This window comes from Cronobacter sp. 153480017-3, assembly GCF_053627815.1.
Genome location: NZ_JBSEYN010000002.1, coordinates 178,527 through 197,279 on the forward strand (window position 1 = coordinate 178,527; position 18,753 = coordinate 197,279).

Genomic DNA, 18,753 nt, shown 5'->3' on the forward strand with positions numbered 1-18,753 from the left:
GAGCTGTTATGACACTGACACAACCCCAGGCCGACGCCTTTGCCCGGATGCCTCTGACCTATCTGCGCCAGGAGTATCCGAACCACATCATGCATCTGATGAATGATGACGCCGACGCGCTGCCGCCGCGCGAGCTGCACCCGATTTTCTACGGCTGCTTTGACTGGCATTCGGCGGTGCATGGCTACTGGCTGCTGCTGCGCTGTCTGCGCCGCTATCCGACGCTGTCGTGCCGCGAAGAGATTATCGCGCTGTTCGATGAACACATCACGCCTGCGAATGTGGCGCGCGAAGTGGCGTATTTCACCGCGCCGTTCCGCGCCTCGTTTGAGCGCCCGTATGGTTACGGCTGGCTGCTGGCGCTCGCCCAGGAGCTGCACGAATCCGATCTGCCGCAGGCCGCGCGCTGGCATGAAATACTGGAGCCGCTGACCCAGGATATCCGCACGCGCCTTATCGATTACCTCAGCAAGCTGACGTACCCGATTCGCGTCGGCACCCATTACAACACGGCATTTGCGCTCGCCCTCGGGCTGGATTACGCCCGTGCGCTTGATGATGAGACGCTTGAGCGCGCCATTACTGACGCGACGACACGCTTTTATCAGGCCGACACCGACTACCCGGCACACTACGAGCCGGGCGGCGATGAATATCTCTCCGGCGCGCTCACCGAAGCGCTGCTGATGAGTAAAACGGCGGACAATTTCCCGGCCTGGTTTGACGCGTATCTGCCGGATATCGGCAACGTGGCGGCGCTGATGCACCCGGCGGTGGTGAGCGATCGCGCCGACCCGAAAATCGCCCACCTCGACGGGCTTAACTTAAGCCGCGCCTGGTGTATGAAGCATATCGCCGCGGCGCTCCCGGAAGATCACCCTGCGCAGACAGCGCTGCAGGAGGCGGTGCAGCGCCATCTCGCGGCAAGCGTTGAGCATGTGGTCGGCAGCCACTACAGCGGCGGCCACTGGCTGGCAAGCTTTGCGCTGCTGGCGCTGGAGTAAGCCGTTAACCGCCGCTTTTTTGCGGCGGTGGCCTGTTTCTCTTCGCCCGTGCTGCTACAGTTTATCCTTACGTTTTAATGCTTAAGTAACCTGAAAGGATGAACGATGCCGGAAGGACCGGAGATCCGCCGCGCGGCGGACAAGCTTGAAGCGGCAGTCGCGGGCAAACCGCTGACCCACGTCTGGTTTGCGTTTCCTGAATTGAAAGCGTTTGAAGCGCAACTGACCGGCGCGCGGGTCGAGCGTTTTGAAACCCGCGGCAAGGCGCTGCTGACGCATTTTTCCTGTGGGCTGACGCTCTACAGCCACAACCAGCTGTATGGCGTCTGGCGCGTGGTGAAAGCGGGGGAAACGCCGCAAACGACGCGAAGCCTGCGCGTGCGGCTCGAAACCGAAGATGCCGCGGTGCTGCTTTACAGCGCCTCGGAAATTGAGATGCTGGATGCCGACGGCGTGGCGGCGCACGCGTTTTTGCAGCGCGTCGGGCCGGATGTGCTGGATATGTCGCTGACGGTGGAGCAGGTGAAAGAACGGCTCCTGAGCCCGCGCTTTCACCGCCGTCAGTTCAGCGGGCTGCTGCTGGACCAGGCATTTCTCGCGGGGCTTGGCAATTATTTGCGTGTGGAGATCCTCTGGCAGGCGCGGCTTGCGCCGCGCCACAAGGCAATGGAGCTGAATAATACGCAGCTGGATGCGCTCGCCCGCGCGTGTCTTGAGATCCCGCGGCTGTCTTATGAAACGCGCGGGACGGTGGATGAGAATAAGCATCACGGCGCGCTGTTTCGCTTCGAGGTGTTTCACCGCGCCGGGAAAAAATGCCGCCGCTGCGGGGGGATTATCGAGAAGACGACGCTGTCGTCGCGGCCGTTTTACTGGTGTCCGGGGTGCCAGGCGTAGGGGATGCGTGGACCAGGGAAATGGCGGGTGCGCGTTGCTTACCCGCCGCGCCGCCAAAATGCCCATAAAAAAACGCGCCCGGAGGCGCGTTTTTCAGATTAACCGCAGCGTCAAATTAACGTTTGGTCAGGTCAGATTTGAAATCACGCTGCTCGTAGCCGGTGTACAGCTGACGCGGACGCGCGATCTTCATGCCTTCGCTGTGCATCTCGTTCCAGTGCGCAATCCAGCCCACGGTACGCGCCATCGCGAAAATAACGGTAAACATGGAAGACGGAATGCCCATCGCTTTCAGGATGATGCCGGAGTAGAAATCCACGTTCGGGTAGAGTTTCTTCTCGATGAAATACGGGTCGTTCAGCGCGATGTTTTCCAGCTCCATCGCCACTTCCAGCAGATCGTCTTTGGTGCCCAGCTCTTTCAGCACTTCGTGACAGGTTTCGCGCATGACGGTAGCGCGCGGGTCATAGTTTTTATAAACGCGATGACCAAAGCCCATCAGGCGGAAAGAGTCGTTTTTGTCTTTCGCGCGACGCACGAATTCCGGAATGTGCTCAACGGTGCTGATCTCTTCCAGCATCTTGAGCGCGGCTTCGTTAGCGCCACCGTGTGCCGGTCCCCACAGGGAGGCGATGCCCGCAGCGATACATGCGAACGGGTTCGCGCCGGAGGAGCCTGCGGTACGTACGGTAGAGGTTGACGCGTTCTGCTCATGATCCGCGTGCAGGATCAGAATGCGATCCATGGCGCGCTCCAGCACCGGGTTGACCTCGTAAGGCTCGCACGGGGTGGAGAACATCATATTCAGGAAGTTGCCGGAGTAGGAGAGATCGTTACGCGGATAAACAAACGGCTGGCCGATCGAATATTTGTAACACATCGCCGCCACGGTCGGCATTTTAGAGAGCAGACGGAATGCCGCGATCTCGCGGTGACGCGGGTTATTGACGTCCAGCGAGTCGTGGTAGAACGCCGCCAGCGCGCCGGTCACACCGCACAGTACGGCCATCGGATGCGAGTCGCGACGGAAGCCGTGGAAAAGGCGCGTGATCTGCTCATGGATCATGGTGTGGCGGGTGACGGTGGTTCTGAATTCGTCGTATTGCTCCTGGGTCGGCTTCTCGCCGTAGAGCAGGATGTAACATACTTCGAGATAGTTAGATTCGGTGGCTAACTGATCGATAGGGAAACCGCGGTGCAGCAGGATACCTTCGTCACCATCGATAAAGGTGATTTTGGACTCGCAGGATGCGGTGGAAGTAAAGCCGGGGTCGAACGTGAAAACACCTTTAGAACCAAGACTACGGATATCGATTACATCCTGACCGAGCGTGCCTTTTAGCACATCCAGTTCGATAGCACCATCACCGTTATAGGTTAGGTTTGCTTTTTTATCAGCCATTTACGGTCTCCTTAGCGCCTGTTGCTTGCGACGGTTAACCGCCGATTTACCTCCAGCCAGCAGGGGGACAGTTGCCAGTTTGTTGTGTGGCGCGCAGCTCTGTTTCAGAGGGGAAACCAGGGTACAGAGCGATGGGCGGCTTGCAGGCAACCATTCAAACCTGGGTGAAACAACAGTAAATCAGGGTGTTAGCCGTCAGTATTTGTCAAACCTGTTTATCACTAATACCGGGCTAAATTACTGCGGTCAATACTGGCACACTGTTACATAACTTATTGTCAGGTGAAAGCATGACCCCATAACTTTTGCGAATTATATGCATTTCCTGGTGATGTTTGTAACTAATTTGTTTAACATTTGTCAAATCAGATGATTAAAATTTAAAATAATGTTGTTATCGTGATCCTGGTCACTGTTCCGACCAAAAGCGGCCAAAGAATTTGTAGGTTAATTGTAATGATATTGTGAACATCCTATACTGCCGCCAGGTCTCCGGAACACCTTGCAACCGCGAGCCACCCAGCGTAGTAACGCGTCATGCAGCCTTTGGAAGCGGTGATTTTGCATGACGCGGAGTTATAGAAAAATGACGCTGCTTGACCCGCCTGCAGACCGGAGGAAGGACACAATAAGAACAGCATGTGGGCGCATTCATGATAAAAAAGGTGAATAAACAACGACCTGTCAACCTGGATCTGACAACGATCCGGTTTCCTGTCACCGCGATTGCTTCTATCCTCCACCGCGTTTCCGGCGTGATTACCTTTGTCGCCGTCGGCATTCTGCTGTGGTTGTTAGGACTCTCACTCTCGTCTCAAGAAGGCTTTCTGACTGCGTCCAGCATTATGGACAGCTTCTTCGTTAAATTCATCCTGTGGGGCATTCTGACAGCGCTGGCTTACCACGTTGTTGGCGGCGTTCGCCACATGCTGATGGATTTCGGCTATCTTGAAGAAACCTTCGCAGCAGGCCAACGCTCCGCTAAGTTCGCTTTTATTATCACTGTCGTGCTTTCAATTCTCGCAGGAGTCCTCGTATGGTAAGCAACGCCTCCGCATTAGGACGCAACGGCGTACATGACTTCATCCTGGTTCGCGCCACCTCCATCGTAATGACGCTGTATATCATTTATATGATCGGTTTCTTCGCGATGAACGGCGACCTGACATATGAAGTCTGGACTGGTTTCTTCTCATCCACCTTCACCAAAGTGTTCACCCTGCTGACGCTGATTTCGATTCTCGTCCATACCTGGATTGGGATGTGGCAGGTGCTGACCGACTACGTAAAACATCTGGCGCTGCGTCTGTTTTTGCAGCTCGCGATTGTTGTCGCGCTGGTGGTTTACGTGATTTATGGATTTGTTGTGGTGTGGGGTGTGTAAATGAATTTGCCAGTCAGAGAATTTGATGCCGTTGTTATTGGCGCAGGCGGCGCAGGTATGCGCGCGGCGCTGCAGATTTCCCAGAGCGGCCAGACCTGTGCGCTGCTCTCCAAGGTGTTCCCGACCCGTTCTCACACCGTATCCGCCCAGGGCGGTATTACCGTTGCGCTTGGCAATTCCCATGAAGATAACTGGGAATGGCACATGTATGACACGGTAAAAGGTTCCGACTATATCGGCGACCAGGACGCGATTGAATATATGTGTAAAACCGGCCCGGAAGCGATTCTGGAGCTTGAGCACATGGGGCTGCCGTTCTCCCGTCTTGATGACGGCCGTATTTATCAGCGCCCGTTCGGCGGCCAGTCGAAAAACTTCGGCGGCGAGCAGGCCGCGCGCACCGCGGCGGCGGCGGACCGTACCGGCCACGCGCTGCTGCATACGCTCTATCAGCAGAACCTCAAAAACCACACCACCATTTTCTCTGAGTGGTATGCGCTGGATCTGGTGAAAAACCAGGATGGCGCGGTCGTGGGTTGCACCGCACTGTGCATCGAAACCGGCGAAGTGGTCTACTTCAAAGCCCGCGCGACCGTGCTGGCGACCGGCGGCGCAGGCCGTATTTATCAGTCTACCACCAACGCCCACATCAACACCGGCGACGGTGTCGGCATGGCGCTGCGCGCTGGCGTGCCGGTGCAGGACATGGAAATGTGGCAGTTCCACCCGACCGGCATCGCCGGCGCGGGCGTACTCGTCACCGAAGGGTGCCGCGGCGAAGGCGGTTACCTGCTGAACAAACATGGCGAGCGCTTTATGGAGCGTTACGCGCCGAATGCGAAAGATCTGGCGGGCCGCGACGTTGTTGCGCGCTCTATCATGATCGAAATCCGCGAAGGCCGCGGCTGCGACGGCCCGTGGGGCCCGCACGCCAAGCTGAAGCTCGACCATCTCGGTAAAGAAGTCCTGGAATCCCGCCTGCCGGGCATTCTGGAACTCTCCCGTACCTTTGCTCACGTTGACCCGGTTAAAGAGCCGATCCCGGTTATCCCGACCTGTCACTACATGATGGGCGGTATTCCGACCAAAGTGACCGGCCAGGCGCTGACCGTGAACGAGAAGGGCGAAGACGTGGTGATCCCGGGCCTGTTCGCCGTTGGCGAAATCGCCTGCGTATCGGTACACGGCGCCAACCGTCTGGGCGGCAACTCGCTGCTTGACCTGGTGGTGTTTGGCCGCGCGGCGGGCCTGCATTTGCAGGAATCCATCGCCGAGCAGGGCCAGCTCCGCGACGCCAGCGACTCCGACGTCGAGTTCTCGCTGGAGCGCCTCAACCGCTGGAACAACAACCGCAGCGGCGAAGATCCGGTCGAAATCCGCAAAGCGCTGCAGGAATGTATGCAGCATAACTTCTCGGTATTCCGCGAAGGCGACGCGATGGCCAAAGGGCTTGAGCAGCTGAAAGCTATCCGCGAGCGACTAAAAAACGCCCGTCTGGACGACACCTCCAGCGAGTTCAACACCCAGCGCGTCGAGTGCCTGGAGCTGGACAACCTGATGGAAACCGCTTACGCCACCGCCGTATCGGCGAACTTCCGTACCGAGAGCCGTGGCGCGCACAGCCGCTTCGACTACCCGGACCGCGACGACGAAAACTGGCTGTGCCACAGCCTCTATTTGCCGCAAACCGAGAGCATGACGCGTCGCGAAGTGAATATGCAGCCTAAGCTGCGCCCGGCTTTCCCGCCGAAAGTGCGTACTTATTAAGAGCGGAGCAATGTGATGAAACTCGAGTTTTCCATTTATCGCTATAACCCGGATGTCGACGACGCGCCGCGCATGCAGGATTACACCCTGGAGCAGGAAGAAGGGCGCGACATGATGCTGCTCGACGCCCTGATGCTGCTGAAAGAGAAGGACCCGAGCCTCTCTTTCCGCCGCTCCTGCCGCGAAGGCGTCTGCGGCTCCGATGGCCTGAACATGAACGGCAAAAACGGCCTCGCCTGTATTACGCCGGTCTCAAGCCTGGGCGCGGGCAAGCAGAAAATCGTTATCCGTCCGTTGCCTGGCCTGCCGGTTATCCGCGACCTGGTAGTGGACATGGGACAGTTCTACGCCCAATATGAGAAGATTAAGCCTTACTTGTTGAATAATGGGCAGAATCCGCCAGCGCGTGAACATTTGCAGATGCCGGAGCAGCGCGAGAAGCTCGACGGGCTGTACGAGTGCATTCTGTGCGCCTGTTGCTCCACGTCGTGCCCGTCGTTCTGGTGGAACCCGGACAAGTTCATCGGCCCGGCAGGCCTGCTGGCCGCGTACCGTTTCCTTATCGACAGCCGCGATACCGAAACCAACGCGCGCCTGGATGGCCTGAGCGATGCGTTCAGCGTGTTCCGTTGCCATAGCATCATGAACTGCGTGAGCGTCTGTCCGAAAGGGTTAAACCCGACGCGCGCCATCGGCCATATTAAGTCGATGTTGTTGCAGCGCAGCGCGTAAGTAAGCGTTGCGGTAGTGGCGGGTGCGCTTACGCTTACCCGCCCTACATATAAGTGTCCCTCTCCCTGAGGGGAGAGGGAAAAGCAGGAAACCTTTAAAAACCGCTACAGAGTAGTACCAGTAATCGAGGCGTTCAGAGCGAGACAAGGCGGCAACTGAGCGCATCCCCAGGAGCATAGTGAACTATGCGACTGGGGTAAGCGAAGGCAGCCAACGACGTCGCAGCCTGAACGAAGAAGATTAATGGCAGTTTTTAAAGGTTCCTTCGCGGGCCCCACTAACAAGAGCTCGCAGGTGAACCCCGGCACGTACAACACTGTACGTGGTAGTTTCTACGGCGAAATAAGCAGACATGCTTAAGGGATCACGATGCAGAACGGCGCAATGAAAGCCTGGCTGGACTCTTCTTACCTCTCTGGCTCTAACCAGAGCTGGATAGAACAGCTCTATGAAGACTTCTTAACCGATCCTGATTCAGTGGACGCCCACTGGCGCTCTATGTTCCAGCAACTGCCTGGCACCGGCGCGAAACCGGATCAATTCCATTCAAAAACGCGTGATTATTTCCGTCGTCTGGCGAAGGATGCCTCACGTTACTCTTCCTCGATTTCCGACCCTGACACGAATGCGAAGCAGGTTAAAGTCCTGCAGCTTATTAACGCCTATCGCTTCCGTGGCCACCAGCACGCGAATCTCGATCCGCTGGGCCTGTGGCAGCAGGAGCGCGTCGCGGATCTGGACCCAGCGTTCCACGATCTGACTGAAGCCGATTTCCAGGAAACCTTTAACGTAGGCTCTTTTGCGCTCGGCAAAGAGACCATGAAGCTCGGCGACCTCATCGAGGCGCTTAAGCAGACTTACTGCGGCTCCATCGGCGCGGAATACATGCATATCACCTCGACGGAAGAGAAGCGCTGGATCCAGCAGCGTATCGAATCGGTCGCGGGCCACGCGGGCTTTAGCGCGGACGAGAAAAAACGCTTCTTAAGCGAACTGACCGCCGCCGAAGGCCTGGAACGTTATCTGGGCGCGAAATTCCCCGGCGCGAAACGCTTCTCGCTGGAAGGCGGCGATGCGTTAATCCCGATGCTCAAAGAGATGATCCGCCACGCCGGTAAAAGCGGCACGCGCGAAGTAGTGCTGGGTATGGCGCACCGCGGTCGTCTGAACGTGCTCATCAACGTGCTCGGTAAAAAACCGCAGGATCTGTTTGACGAATTCGCCGGTAAACATAAAGAACACCTCGGCACCGGCGATGTGAAATATCACATGGGCTTCTCGTCGGATATCGAAACCGAAGGCGGTCTGGTCCACCTGGCGCTGGCGTTTAACCCGTCGCACCTGGAGATTGTCAGCCCGGTGGTGATGGGTTCAGTGCGCGCGCGTCTCGACCGTCTGGACGAGCCGAGCAGCAACAAAGTGCTGCCGATCACCATTCACGGCGACGCGGCGGTTGCCGGGCAGGGCGTGGTTCAGGAAACCCTGAACATGTCCAAAGCGCGCGGCTACGAAGTGGGCGGTACGGTCCGTATCGTTATCAACAACCAGGTGGGCTTCACCACCTCTAACCCGCTTGACGCCCGTTCCACCCCGTACTGCACCGACATCGGCAAAATGGTCATGGCACCGATTTTCCACGTCAACGCAGACGACCCGGAAGCGGTCGCGTTTGTGACCCGCCTGGCGCTGGATTTCCGTAACACCTTTAAGCGCGACGTGTTTATTGATCTGGTGTGCTACCGCCGTCACGGCCATAACGAAGCCGATGAGCCGAGCGCCACCCAGCCGCTGATGTATCAGAAAATCAAAAAACACCCGACCCCGCGCAAAATCTACGCCGACAAGCTGGAGCAGGAAGGCGTGGCGAAACTCGAAGACGCGACCGAAATGGTCAATCTCTACCGCGACGCGCTGGATGCCGGCGAGTGCGTGGTGAAAGAGTGGCGTCCGATGAATATGCACTCCTTTACCTGGTCGCCGTATCTCAACCACGAATGGGACGAAAGCTACCCGAACAAAGTGGAGATGAAGCGTCTGCAGGAACTGGCGAAGCGCATCAGCACCGTGCCGGACGGCATCGAGATGCAGTCGCGCGTGGCGAAAATCTACGGCGACCGTCAGCTGATGGCGAACGGCGAGAAACCGTTCGACTGGGGCGGCGCGGAAACGCTGGCCTATGCGACGCTGGTCGATGAAGGCATTCCGGTGCGCCTGTCCGGTGAAGACTCCGGCCGTGGCACCTTCTTCCACCGTCACGCCGTGGTGCATAACCAGGCTAACGGTTCTACTTGGGTGCCGCTGCAACACATCCATAACGGCCAGGGCCAGTTCAAAGTCTGGGACTCTGTGCTGTCTGAAGAAGCGGTACTGGCGTTTGAATATGGCTATGCGACCGCAGAGCCGCGCACGCTGACCATCTGGGAAGCGCAGTTCGGCGACTTCGCCAACGGCGCGCAGGTAGTCATCGACCAGTTCATCAGCTCCGGCGAGCAGAAATGGGGCCGTATGTGCGGTCTGGTGATGCTGCTGCCGCACGGCTACGAAGGCCAGGGCCCGGAGCACTCCTCCGCGCGTCTGGAGCGTTATCTGCAGCTCTGCGCCGAGCAGAACATGCAGGTGTGCGTGCCGTCGACCCCGGCGCAGGTTTACCACATGCTGCGTCGTCAGGCGCTGCGCGGTATGCGCCGTCCGCTGGTAGTGATGTCGCCGAAATCGCTGCTGCGTCACCCGCTGGCGGTATCAAGCCTTGAAGAGCTGGCCAACGGCGCCTTCCTGCCGGCTATCGGTGAGGTAGACGAGCTTGATCCGCAGGGCGTGAAACGCGTCGTGCTCTGTTCTGGTAAGGTTTATTACGACCTGCTGGAACAGCGTCGTAAGAATGATCAGAAGGATGTGGCGATTGTCCGTATCGAACAGCTCTACCCGTTCCCGCACCACGCCGTGCAGGAAGCGCTGAAGCCGTTCGCGCACGTGCATGATTTCGTCTGGTGCCAGGAAGAGCCGCTCAACCAGGGCGCCTGGTATTGCAGCCAGCACCACCTTCGTGAAGTGATTCCGTTTGGCTCTGCATTACGTTATGCAGGCCGCCCGGCCTCCGCCTCGCCGGCGGTAGGGTATATGTCCGTTCACCAGAAACAGCAACAAGATCTGGTTAATGACGCGCTGAACGTCAATTAATTAAAGGATAAATAATGAGTAGCGTAGATATTCTTGTTCCCGACCTGCCTGAATCCGTTGCTGACGCAACCGTCGCCACCTGGCATAAAAAGCCGGGCGACGCGGTGAAACGCGATGAAGTGCTGGTAGAAATCGAAACTGACAAAGTGGTACTGGAAGTACCGGCGTCGGCTGACGGCGTTCTGGATGCGGTACTGGAAGACGAAGGCAGCACCGTGACCTCTCGCCAGATCTTGGGCCGCCTGCGCGAAGGCAATAGCGCGGGCAAAGAGAGCAGCGCTAAACCGGAAGCGAACGAATCTACCCCGGCGCAGCGCCAGCAGGCGTCTCTCGAAGAACAAAATAACGACGCGCTGAGCCCGGCTATTCGCCGTCTGCTCGCCGAGCACAACCTGGACGCGGCCGCCATCAAAGGCACCGGCGTTGGTGGCCGTCTGACCCGTGAAGATGTGGAAAAACATCTGGCGAAAGCGAACGGCAGCGAATCTGCCAAAGCGCCGGAACAAGCCGCCGCCGCGCCGCAGCCGCAGCTCGGTTCCCGCAGCGAAAAACGCGTACCGATGACCCGCCTGCGCAAACGCGTGGCCGAGCGTCTGCTGGAAGCGAAAAACTCCACCGCGATGCTGACCACGTTCAACGAAGTGAATATGAAGCCGATTATGGATCTGCGTAAGCAGTACGGCGACGCCTTCGAAAAACGTCACGGTATCCGTCTGGGCTTTATGTCCTTCTACGTGAAAGCGGTCGTTGAAGCGCTCAAACGCTTCCCGGAAGTGAACGCCTCCATCGATGGCGACGACGTGGTGTACCACAACTATTTCGACGTCAGCATGGCGGTCTCCACGCCGCGCGGCCTGGTGACCCCGGTTCTGCGTGATGTGGACGTGCTGGGCATGGCGGACATCGAGAAGAAAATCAAAGAGCTGGCGGTTAAAGGCCGTGACGGCAAACTGACCGTAGAAGACCTGACCGGCGGTAACTTCACCATTACCAACGGCGGCGTTTTCGGCTCGCTGATGTCCACGCCTATCATCAACCCGCCGCAGAGCGCGATCCTCGGCATGCACGCCATTAAAGATCGCCCGATGGCGGTGGACGGCAAGGTTGAGATCCTGCCGATGATGTACCTGGCACTCTCCTACGATCACCGTCTGATCGACGGCCGTGAATCGGTAGGTTTCCTGGTGACCATTAAAGAGTTGCTGGAAGATCCGACTCGTCTGCTGCTGGACGTGTAGTTTCACAAGGGCGGCCCGACCGCCCTCAGGTAGTGTTTATGGTCGCGCCGCGAGGCGCGGCAATTTCGAACTCCGAGCGTGAATGCGCTTTTTCTTGATGGACTGAAGAGATGAACTTACACGAATATCAGGCGAAACAGCTGTTTGCCAGATCAGGCCTGCCGACGCCGGTAGGTTATGCCTGCTCGACTCCGCGTGAAGCAGAAGAAGCCGCCTCTAAAATCGGCTCCGGCCCGTGGGTGGTGAAATGCCAGGTACACGCAGGCGGCCGCGGTAAAGCGGGCGGTGTAAAAGTCGTTAAGAGCAAAGAAGAGATTCGCGCCTTTGCCGAGCACTGGCTGGGCAAACGCCTGGTGACCTATCAAACGGACGCGAACGGCCAGTCGGTTAACCAGATCCTGGTGGAAGCGGCGACCGATATCGCGAAAGAACTCTACCTCGGCGCGGTGGTTGACCGTGGCTCCCGTCGCGTGGTGTTCATGGCCTCTACCGAAGGCGGCGTGGAAATCGAAAAAGTGGCGGAAGAGACCCCGCACCTGATCCACAAAGTCGCTATCGATCCGCTGACCGGCCCGATGCCGTATCAGGGACGCGAGCTGGCCTTTAAACTGGGCCTCGAAGGGAAACTGGTTCAGCAGTTCACCAAAGTGTTTATGGGGCTGGCTAACATTTTCCTGGAGCGCGATCTGGCGCTTATCGAAATCAACCCGCTGGTTATCACCTCTCAGGGCGACCTGATCTGCCTCGACGGCAAACTGGGCGCTGACGGCAACGCGCTGTTCCGCCAGCCGGATCTGCGTGAAATGCGCGACCAGTCTCAGGAAGATCCGCGCGAAGCGCAGGCCGCGCAGTGGGAGCTGAACTACGTGGCGCTCGACGGCAACATCGGTTGCATGGTGAACGGCGCGGGCCTCGCGATGGGCACGATGGACATCGTGAAGCTGCACGGCGGCGAACCGGCGAACTTCCTGGACGTGGGCGGCGGCGCGACCAAAGAGCGCGTGACCGAAGCGTTCAAAATCATTCTGTCTGACGACAAAGTGAAAGCCGTACTGGTTAACATCTTCGGCGGCATTGTGCGCTGCGACCTGATTGCCGACGGCATCATCGGCGCGGTGGCAGAAGTAGGCGTAAACGTTCCGGTTGTCGTGCGTCTTGAAGGCAACAACGCCGAGCTGGGCGCGAAGAAACTGGCCGACAGCGGCCTGAATATTATTGCAGCGAAAAGTCTGACGGATGCAGCTCAGCAGGTTGTTGCTGCTGTGGAGGGGAAATAATGTCCATTCTGATCGATAAAAACACCAAAGTTATCTGCCAGGGCTTTACCGGCAGCCAGGGGACATTCCACTCCGAACAGGCTATCGCTTACGGCACCCAGATGGTTGGCGGCGTAACGCCAGGTAAAGGCGGCACCACGCACCTCGGCCTGCCGGTGTTTAACACCGTGCGCGAAGCGGTAGAAGCGACCGGCGCGACCGCGTCCGTTATCTACGTTCCGGCACCGTTCTGCAAAGACTCCATTCTGGAAGCCATCGACGCAGGCATTAAGCTCATCATCACTATTACTGAAGGCATCCCGACGCTGGATATGCTGACCGTGAAAGTGAAGCTGGATGAAGCGGGCGTGCGTATGATCGGGCCGAACTGCCCGGGCGTTATCACCCCAGGCGAGTGCAAAATCGGCATCATGCCAGGCCATATCCACCAGCCAGGCCGTGTGGGCATCGTTTCCCGCTCCGGCACCCTGACCTACGAAGCGGTTAAACAGACCACCGATTACGGTTTTGGTCAGTCGACCTGCGTGGGTATCGGCGGCGACCCGATCCCGGGCTCTAACTTCATCGATATCCTGAAGCTGTTCCAGGAAGATCCGCAGACCGAAGCGATCGTGATGATCGGCGAGATCGGCGGCAGCGCGGAAGAAGAAGCGGCGGCGTATATTAAAGATCACGTTACCAAACCGGTAGTGGGCTACATCGCAGGCGTGACCGCGCCGAAAGGCAAGCGTATGGGCCACGCGGGCGCGATTATCGCGGGCGGCAAAGGCACGGCGGATGAGAAATTCGCGGCGCTGGAAGCGGCAGGCGTGAAAACCGTGCGCAGCCTGGCGGACATCGGCGACGCGCTGAAAACCATTCTGAAGTAAATGTCTTACCTCGTGGGTGGGAGGCTAAACCACCCGATAATAAGATTCGACATGGTTGGCTACTCGTAAGGGTAGCCTTTTTTATTGCCGGCGGCGCGCCACCAGCGTGAACTGGTAGTCGTCGCTTTTAAAGACGTTACGGCTGTATTCAAATACCTGGCCGTCGCGCAGGTAACCCCGTGAGCGCTTCTCAAGCGTCGGCTGCGCCGGGTCGATGCCAAGCGCCTGCACCACTTCGGCATCGGGCATGACCGGCAGGATCTCCTGTTCGCTGCGGTCAATAACGAGCTTTTTCACCTGCTCGATATAGTGATATTTCGACTGCTCCATCACCTCCCAGGTGAGATCGGTAAAAAGCCGCACCGGCATCCACGTCTCCTCCAGAATCACCGGCTTTTGCTTGATAAAGCGCACCCGTTTCACGTGCCACACTTTATCGGCGGTGGTGAGCTGAAGCCGCGTCGCCAGCGTCTCATCGGGGCGGATCACCTCAAACAGCAGCACTTCGCTGCGGGTCTCTGCTTGTCTGTCCGTCAGCTTTTCCTGAAAGCCGGTGAGCTGGTAGATGTCATAGCGCACGCGCTCTTCTTTCACATAGGTGCCGCTGCCCTGAACGCTCTCCACGATCTGCTCGCTGATGAGCTGTTTCAGTGCCTGGCGCACCGTCACACGGCTGACGCCGAACTGTGCCTGCAGCGCCGATTCCGTCGGCAGCGCGTCGCCGGGTTTCAGCACACCTTCGCGAATCTGCTCGCGCAGAGTATCGGCTATCTGGCGGTATTTGGGTTTGGCAGCCACAGCGTCTCCTGATTCGTCGTCCTGGTATTTTCTGATTATGCCCGTAATGTATTATCTGTAAATAAAACAAATTAAATACAAATTATCGGTAATATGAAAATGATCCCATAAAGGAGTGGTTATCGCTGGCAGGATCGAACGCCTTGCTGGCGAAGGCTGGCGTCATTTCATGGAGGTAATGATGAATCTCAGGGCATTAACGGATCCGGGGCTTATCCAGATCCACGCGCCGTTTTCCACGCGCGATGAGGCGATCGCCGCACTCGCCGGTCTGCTGGCGGCGCAGGGCAAGCTGCATGACCACACCGCGTTTGTAAACGAGGTTATGCAGCGCGAAGCGCTGGGGCCGACGGCGCTCGGCGAAGGGCTGGCGGTGCCGCACGGGAAATGCGCGGCGGTCAGGGAGGCCGCGTTTGCCGTAGCGACGCTGCGCGAACCCGTCGCCTGGCAGGGCGTGGAGGGCGATGAACCGGTACGGCTCATTTTCCTGCTGGCTATCCCCGCGGCGCAAGCGGGCACCACGCATATTCAACTGCTGACGGAGCTCACCACGCTGCTGGCACCTGGCCTCTTTAAAACCTTTGAAAAAGATCTCGGCAAATCCACCTGGCTGCTGGGCCTGGCGGGCATTACTGAAGGCGCTATCCCGATGGCGATTGAAGATCCGCTGCGGGTGATTGGCGCGTTTGTCACGGGCTCCATGGTGACGGGGGCCATCGTCGGTAGCCTGCACATCGGGCTTGCCACGCCGGGCGCGGGGATTTTCTCGCTGTTTTTGCTCAGCGACGGCGGGCTGGGACGGTTTATAGCCGCTGCTGGCTGGTTTGGCGCGGCGCTTATCGGTAGCGCCATCTCGACACTCGTTTTAATCCTCTGGCGTCGCCATGCCGTTAAGGCAGGCCGCTATCTCCCCGACGGCACGTTGCCGTAAGCATTCACTTTCAAGGATGACCTTATGAACGCTGTATCACGAGTCCATATCACGCCCCACATGCACTGGGACCGCGAATGGTATTTCACCACGGAAGCCTCACGGATTTTGCTGGTCAACAACATGGAAGAGATCCTGACGCGCCTCGAACAGGACGCGGACTATCTCTTTTACGTGCTCGACGGCCAGACGGCAGTGCTGGAGGATTATTTCGCCGTGAAGCCGCAGTACCGTGAACGCGTCCGCGCGCTGGTCGCGGCGGGAAAACTGATTATCGGCCCCTGGTATACCCAGACCGATACGACAATCGTCGCGGGGGAGTCGATTGCCCGCAATCTCCTTTACGGATTGCGCGACTGCCGCCCGTTCGGCGAGCCGATGAAAATCGGCTATCTGCCCGATTCGTTCGGCATGTCCGGCCAGTTGCCGCATATTTATAACCAGTTCGGCATTACGCGCGCTATGTTCTGGCGCGGCTGCTCGCCTCGTCACGGCAGCGATAAAACGGAGTTTCTCTGGCAGAGTGCGGACGGCAGCGTAGTGACGGCGCAGGTGCTGCCGCTGGGCTATGCCATTGGTAAGTACTTACCCGAGGATGAAACGGCGCTGCGTAAGCGTCTCGACCCGTGCTTTGCGGTACTGGAAAAGGCCTCGCTGACGAAAGAAATCCTGCTGCCGAACGGCCATGACCAGATGCCGCTTCAGCAGAACATTTTCGCGGTGATGGAAAAACTACGGCAAATCTACCCGCAGCGCGAATTTGTGATGAGCCGGTTCGAAACGGTGTTTGAGCATATTGAGGCTGCGCGCGAACAGTTGCCGACGCTGAAAGGCGAGTTCATCGATGGTAAGACGATGCGCGTTCATCGCACCATTGGCTCCACGCGGATGGACATTAAAATCGCCCATGCGCGCATCGAAAACAGTATCGTCAATCTGCTGGAGCCGCTCGCCGCTATCGCCTGGTCGCTCGGGTTTGAATACCACCACGGGCTGTTTGAAAAGATGTGGAAGGAGATTTTAAAAAACCACGCGCACGACAGCATCGGCTGCTGCTGTAGCGATGCGGTACACCGTGAAATCATGAGCCGTTTTAACCTCGCCCAGGATATGGCGGATAACCTGCTGACGTTTTATATGCGCAAAATCGCCGACAGCATGCCTGCCTGTGACGGCGACACACTGACGCTGTTTAATCTGATGCCGCACCCGCGTCATGAGGTGATTAACACCACCGTGCGGTTGCGCGGCCAGCGCTTTGCTCTGTGGGACGATCGGGGCGAGCCGGTGGCGTATTTCATCCGCGCGGCTCGCGCGCTCGATCCGGGCCTGGTGGACCGGCAGCTGGTGCATTACGGTCATGATGAGCCGTTTATGGAGTATGACATTCAGCTCTGCCAGTCGCTGCCCGCGATGGGCTACACCCGGCTACGCCTTGAATCTGGCGTGGCGGGGCTGCTGTGCCAGTCGCCGCCGCAGCACGCCTCGCTGCTCGAAAACCCTTTCTGGCGGATTAGCGTTAATGCCAGCGGCACCGTGCAGCTTGAGGATAAGCAGCGCGGCCTGACCTATGACCGGGTGTTTGAGCTGGAAGAGAGTTCTGATGATGGCGACGAGTATGACTATTCACCTGCCCGCGAGGAGTGGGTGCTGCGTTCCGGCGCACAGGTGGCGACGCACCAAATCATCCACGAAGCCTGGCAAAGCCACGCCATTATCAATCTGTCCATGCCCGTGCCGGTAAATCTGGCGGCGCGCGCTGCCCGTAAGTGTGACGGGCGGCTTGACGCACAGTTGCGTATCACGCTTTCGCATGACAGCCCGCGGATTGATGTAGCGGTGACGCTGAACAACCAGGCGGATGACCACCGCGTGCGGCTGCTTATCCCGACGCCGTTCGCCTGCGAGCAGGTGCTTACTGACATTCCCTTCGGCAGCCTGTATCGCCCGGTTATGGACGAGGCGATGACGCGCTGGGAAGAAGAGGGGTGGGAAGAAGCGCCGGTGCCGGTATGGAATTTCCTGAACTACGCCGCGCTCGAACAGCAGGGGCAGGGGATAGCGCTCTTTACCGAAGGATTGCGCGAGGTGGAGGTGGTTGGCGAGCGGCACGACACTTTCGCGCTGACGCTTTTGCGTGGCGTCGGTGCGCTCGGCAAAGCCGATTTGGCGCTCCGTCCTGGCCGTCCTTCCGGCATTCATCTGCCGACGCCGGATTCACAAATGCGGGGCGAGTTTTCTTGCCGGCTGAGCCTGTGGCCGTATCAGGGCGATGCGCTCACGGCAGGCGTGGCGCAGCAGGCGCGCACCTGGCTTACCCCCGTACAGTGCTATAACAAAATTCCCTGGGATGCGATGAAGCTGAATCCGTCCGGAATAACCACGCCGTGCCGGTATAGCCTCCTGCAGATGACAACGGGTGGTGCGCAACTCAGCGTGCTGAAAAAAGCAGAAGATCGCGAGGCGCTGATCGTGCGCGTTTATAACCCGTTCTGTGTGACAACGAGCGAGGCGCAGGTAACGTTCAGCGCCTCGCTTCAGGCCTGGCAGCAAACGGGTATGGATGAAGCGCCGCGCGCGGATAACATTCTCCCGAATGGCTACACCGGCGCGCTGAAACCTTGCGAATCCCGGACCTTCAGCGCCACAGTCTGTCGCCCTGTTTAAGCCATTTTCTTGACGCCGCCGCCTGTACTTTACGGGCGGCGGTTTTTTTATTTTCAAAAAAAACAGTGCCGTTTTTATGCGGCTAAAGGGGAAATGGTAAATAAGTTGTGAAATAAAATTATCAATCCTGATCTCATGAATTCTTTTTGGCTGCCGATATTAACAAGGAAGTGTGATTAATATCTCATGTCAGGATTGACTAAAATAACGTGGGTTTATTATTGGTAGCGCTTTTATAACCCGCGCTACGTTAAAAAAATACTTATCGTTAACATTATTTTCACTTAACCCATTCGGGGTGAAACATAATTAACAATAGGTACAAAAACTGATTTTAATCAAAGTTTTTAGCTTGAAAAAAATCTGGAGAAGGCGCTAAATTGCGGTCGATCAATCTGGTGTTTACACGGCGTTTTGGGTATAAATTGATCGCCGTCGTAAAACGCAAATAAAGGGATAGGTAAATCTATTTATTATCCCTGGATTGCAGCGTAAAATATTCGCCGAATCAATTTGGAATTCTTTTAACTTATTTGTAACCTTTCGCCATTACTTTTTCACAAATACACGCAGTGATTTAAGCAAGGCTGACGGGAGCAAATGTCATTGG

General features: G+C 57.6%; 14 protein-coding genes and 1 pseudogene. 12 read left to right on the forward strand and 3 right to left on the reverse strand.

Translation table 11 applies throughout. The annotated features are described in order from the left end of the window. The first annotated feature begins 8 nt into the window (after window positions 1-8). Together ACUW6V_RS05320 and nei are read left to right on the forward strand one after the other, a co-directional pair. Complete coding sequence (locus ACUW6V_RS05320) at window positions 9-1,004, forward strand: DUF2891 domain-containing protein (protein WP_097570221.1); 996 nt, start codon at window positions 9-11, stop codon at window positions 1,002-1,004. Window positions 1,005-1,109: 105 nt separating this feature from the next. Next, window positions 1,110-1,901: an endonuclease VIII gene (nei, locus tag ACUW6V_RS05325; RefSeq protein ID WP_097570222.1), complete on the forward strand. Its 792-nt coding sequence runs from the start codon at window positions 1,110-1,112 to the stop codon at window positions 1,899-1,901. 115 nt (window positions 1,902-2,016) lie between these two features. Here nei and ACUW6V_RS05330 read toward each other — a convergent pair whose 3' ends face one another. Both ACUW6V_RS05330 and ACUW6V_RS05335 read right to left on the reverse strand, forming a co-directional pair. Beyond that, a complete protein-coding gene (locus tag ACUW6V_RS05330) occupies window positions 2,017-3,303 on the reverse strand; it encodes a citrate synthase (RefSeq protein ID WP_004387835.1) in 1,287 nt (428 codons plus the stop codon). 232 nt (window positions 3,304-3,535) lie between these two features. Then, on the reverse strand, window positions 3,536-3,625 hold the full coding sequence (locus ACUW6V_RS05335) for a hypothetical protein (protein WP_419715445.1): 90 nt from the start codon (window positions 3,623-3,625) through the stop codon (window positions 3,536-3,538). A 317-nt stretch (window positions 3,626-3,942) separates the two neighbouring features. Between ACUW6V_RS05335 and sdhC the strand changes: the two are divergent. The 8 genes and pseudogenes from sdhC to sucD all read left to right on the forward strand — a co-directional run bounded on the left by sdhC (window position 3,943) and on the right by sucD (window position 13,747). Then, window positions 3,943-4,346 (forward strand): annotated as a pseudogene (gene sdhC, locus ACUW6V_RS05340) (succinate dehydrogenase cytochrome b556 subunit). Further along, window positions 4,340-4,687, forward strand: a complete 348-nt coding sequence (sdhD, locus tag ACUW6V_RS05345; RefSeq protein WP_012125336.1) for a succinate dehydrogenase membrane anchor subunit — start codon at window positions 4,340-4,342, stop codon at window positions 4,685-4,687. Before sdhC ends, sdhD begins: the two are co-directional and overlap by 7 nt. Further along, window positions 4,688-6,454, forward strand: coding sequence for a succinate dehydrogenase flavoprotein subunit (gene sdhA / locus ACUW6V_RS05350; RefSeq protein ID WP_007781922.1), 1,767 nt, complete (start codon window positions 4,688-4,690; stop codon window positions 6,452-6,454). It abuts the gene before it with no gap. 15 nt (window positions 6,455-6,469) lie between these two features. Then, a complete protein-coding gene (locus ACUW6V_RS05355) occupies window positions 6,470-7,186 on the forward strand; it encodes a succinate dehydrogenase iron-sulfur subunit (RefSeq protein ID WP_004387831.1) in 717 nt (238 codons plus the stop codon). Between the two features lie 369 nt (window positions 7,187-7,555). Then, window positions 7,556-10,363, forward strand: a complete 2,808-nt coding sequence (gene sucA, locus ACUW6V_RS05360; RefSeq protein ID WP_007848384.1) for a 2-oxoglutarate dehydrogenase E1 component — start codon at window positions 7,556-7,558, stop codon at window positions 10,361-10,363. 14 nt (window positions 10,364-10,377) lie between these two features. Next, entirely contained in the window at window positions 10,378-11,601 is a 1,224-nt protein-coding gene (gene odhB / locus ACUW6V_RS05365) for a 2-oxoglutarate dehydrogenase complex dihydrolipoyllysine-residue succinyltransferase (protein ID WP_015386882.1), read from the forward strand. Between the two features lie 110 nt (window positions 11,602-11,711). Next, window positions 11,712-12,878, forward strand: coding sequence for an ADP-forming succinate--CoA ligase subunit beta (gene sucC / locus ACUW6V_RS05370; protein WP_454038096.1), 1,167 nt, complete (start codon window positions 11,712-11,714; stop codon window positions 12,876-12,878). Next, window positions 12,878-13,747: a succinate--CoA ligase subunit alpha gene (sucD, locus tag ACUW6V_RS05375; protein ID WP_004385340.1), complete on the forward strand. Its 870-nt coding sequence runs from the start codon at window positions 12,878-12,880 to the stop codon at window positions 13,745-13,747. Before sucC ends, sucD begins: the two co-directional genes overlap by 1 nt. A gap of 81 nt (window positions 13,748-13,828) precedes the next feature. Here sucD and ACUW6V_RS05380 read toward each other — a convergent pair whose 3' ends face one another. After that, a complete protein-coding gene (locus tag ACUW6V_RS05380) occupies window positions 13,829-14,545 on the reverse strand; it encodes a GntR family transcriptional regulator (RefSeq protein ID WP_007865755.1) in 717 nt (238 codons plus the stop codon). 181 nt (window positions 14,546-14,726) lie between these two features. Between ACUW6V_RS05380 and ACUW6V_RS05385 the strand changes: the two genes are divergently transcribed. Together ACUW6V_RS05385 and mngB are read left to right on the forward strand one after the other, a co-directional pair. Continuing rightward, window positions 14,727-15,476, forward strand: coding sequence for a fructose PTS transporter subunit IIA (locus tag ACUW6V_RS05385; protein ID WP_454038215.1), 750 nt, complete (start codon window positions 14,727-14,729; stop codon window positions 15,474-15,476). A 24-nt stretch (window positions 15,477-15,500) separates the two neighbouring features. After that, window positions 15,501-18,143 carry a mannosylglycerate hydrolase gene (gene mngB / locus ACUW6V_RS05390; protein ID WP_454038097.1) on the forward strand — a complete coding sequence of 881 codons (2,643 nt, stop codon included), beginning with the start codon at window positions 15,501-15,503 and terminating at the stop codon, window positions 18,141-18,143. Window positions 18,144-18,753: the final 610 nt, after the last annotated feature.

Bases quoted from the DNA above. Each gene is read 5' to 3' on its own strand.
- sdhD (WP_012125336.1), top strand. From the start codon at position 4,340: ATGGTAAGCAACGCCTCCGCATTAGGACGCAACGGCGTACATGACTTC.
- sucA (WP_007848384.1), top strand. From the start codon at position 7,556: ATGCAGAACGGCGCAATGAAAGCCTGGCTGGACTCTTCTTACCTCTCT.
- ACUW6V_RS05385 (WP_454038215.1), top strand. From the start codon at position 14,727: ATGAATCTCAGGGCATTAACGGATCCGGGGCTTATCCAGATCCACGCG.
- sdhA (WP_007781922.1), top strand. From the start codon at position 4,688: ATGAATTTGCCAGTCAGAGAATTTGATGCCGTTGTTATTGGCGCAGGC.
- mngB (WP_454038097.1), top strand. From the start codon at position 15,501: ATGAACGCTGTATCACGAGTCCATATCACGCCCCACATGCACTGGGAC.
- nei (WP_097570222.1), top strand. From the start codon at position 1,110: ATGCCGGAAGGACCGGAGATCCGCCGCGCGGCGGACAAGCTTGAAGCG.
- sucC (WP_454038096.1), top strand. From the start codon at position 11,712: ATGAACTTACACGAATATCAGGCGAAACAGCTGTTTGCCAGATCAGGC.
- ACUW6V_RS05330 (WP_004387835.1), bottom strand. From the start codon at position 3,303: ATGGCTGATAAAAAAGCAAACCTAACCTATAACGGTGATGGTGCTATC.
- ACUW6V_RS05355 (WP_004387831.1), top strand. From the start codon at position 6,470: ATGAAACTCGAGTTTTCCATTTATCGCTATAACCCGGATGTCGACGAC.
- ACUW6V_RS05320 (WP_097570221.1), top strand. From the start codon at position 9: ATGACACTGACACAACCCCAGGCCGACGCCTTTGCCCGGATGCCTCTG.
- ACUW6V_RS05335 (WP_419715445.1), bottom strand. From the start codon at position 3,625: ATGCATATAATTCGCAAAAGTTATGGGGTCATGCTTTCACCTGACAAT.
- sucD (WP_004385340.1), top strand. From the start codon at position 12,878: ATGTCCATTCTGATCGATAAAAACACCAAAGTTATCTGCCAGGGCTTT.
- odhB (WP_015386882.1), top strand. From the start codon at position 10,378: ATGAGTAGCGTAGATATTCTTGTTCCCGACCTGCCTGAATCCGTTGCT.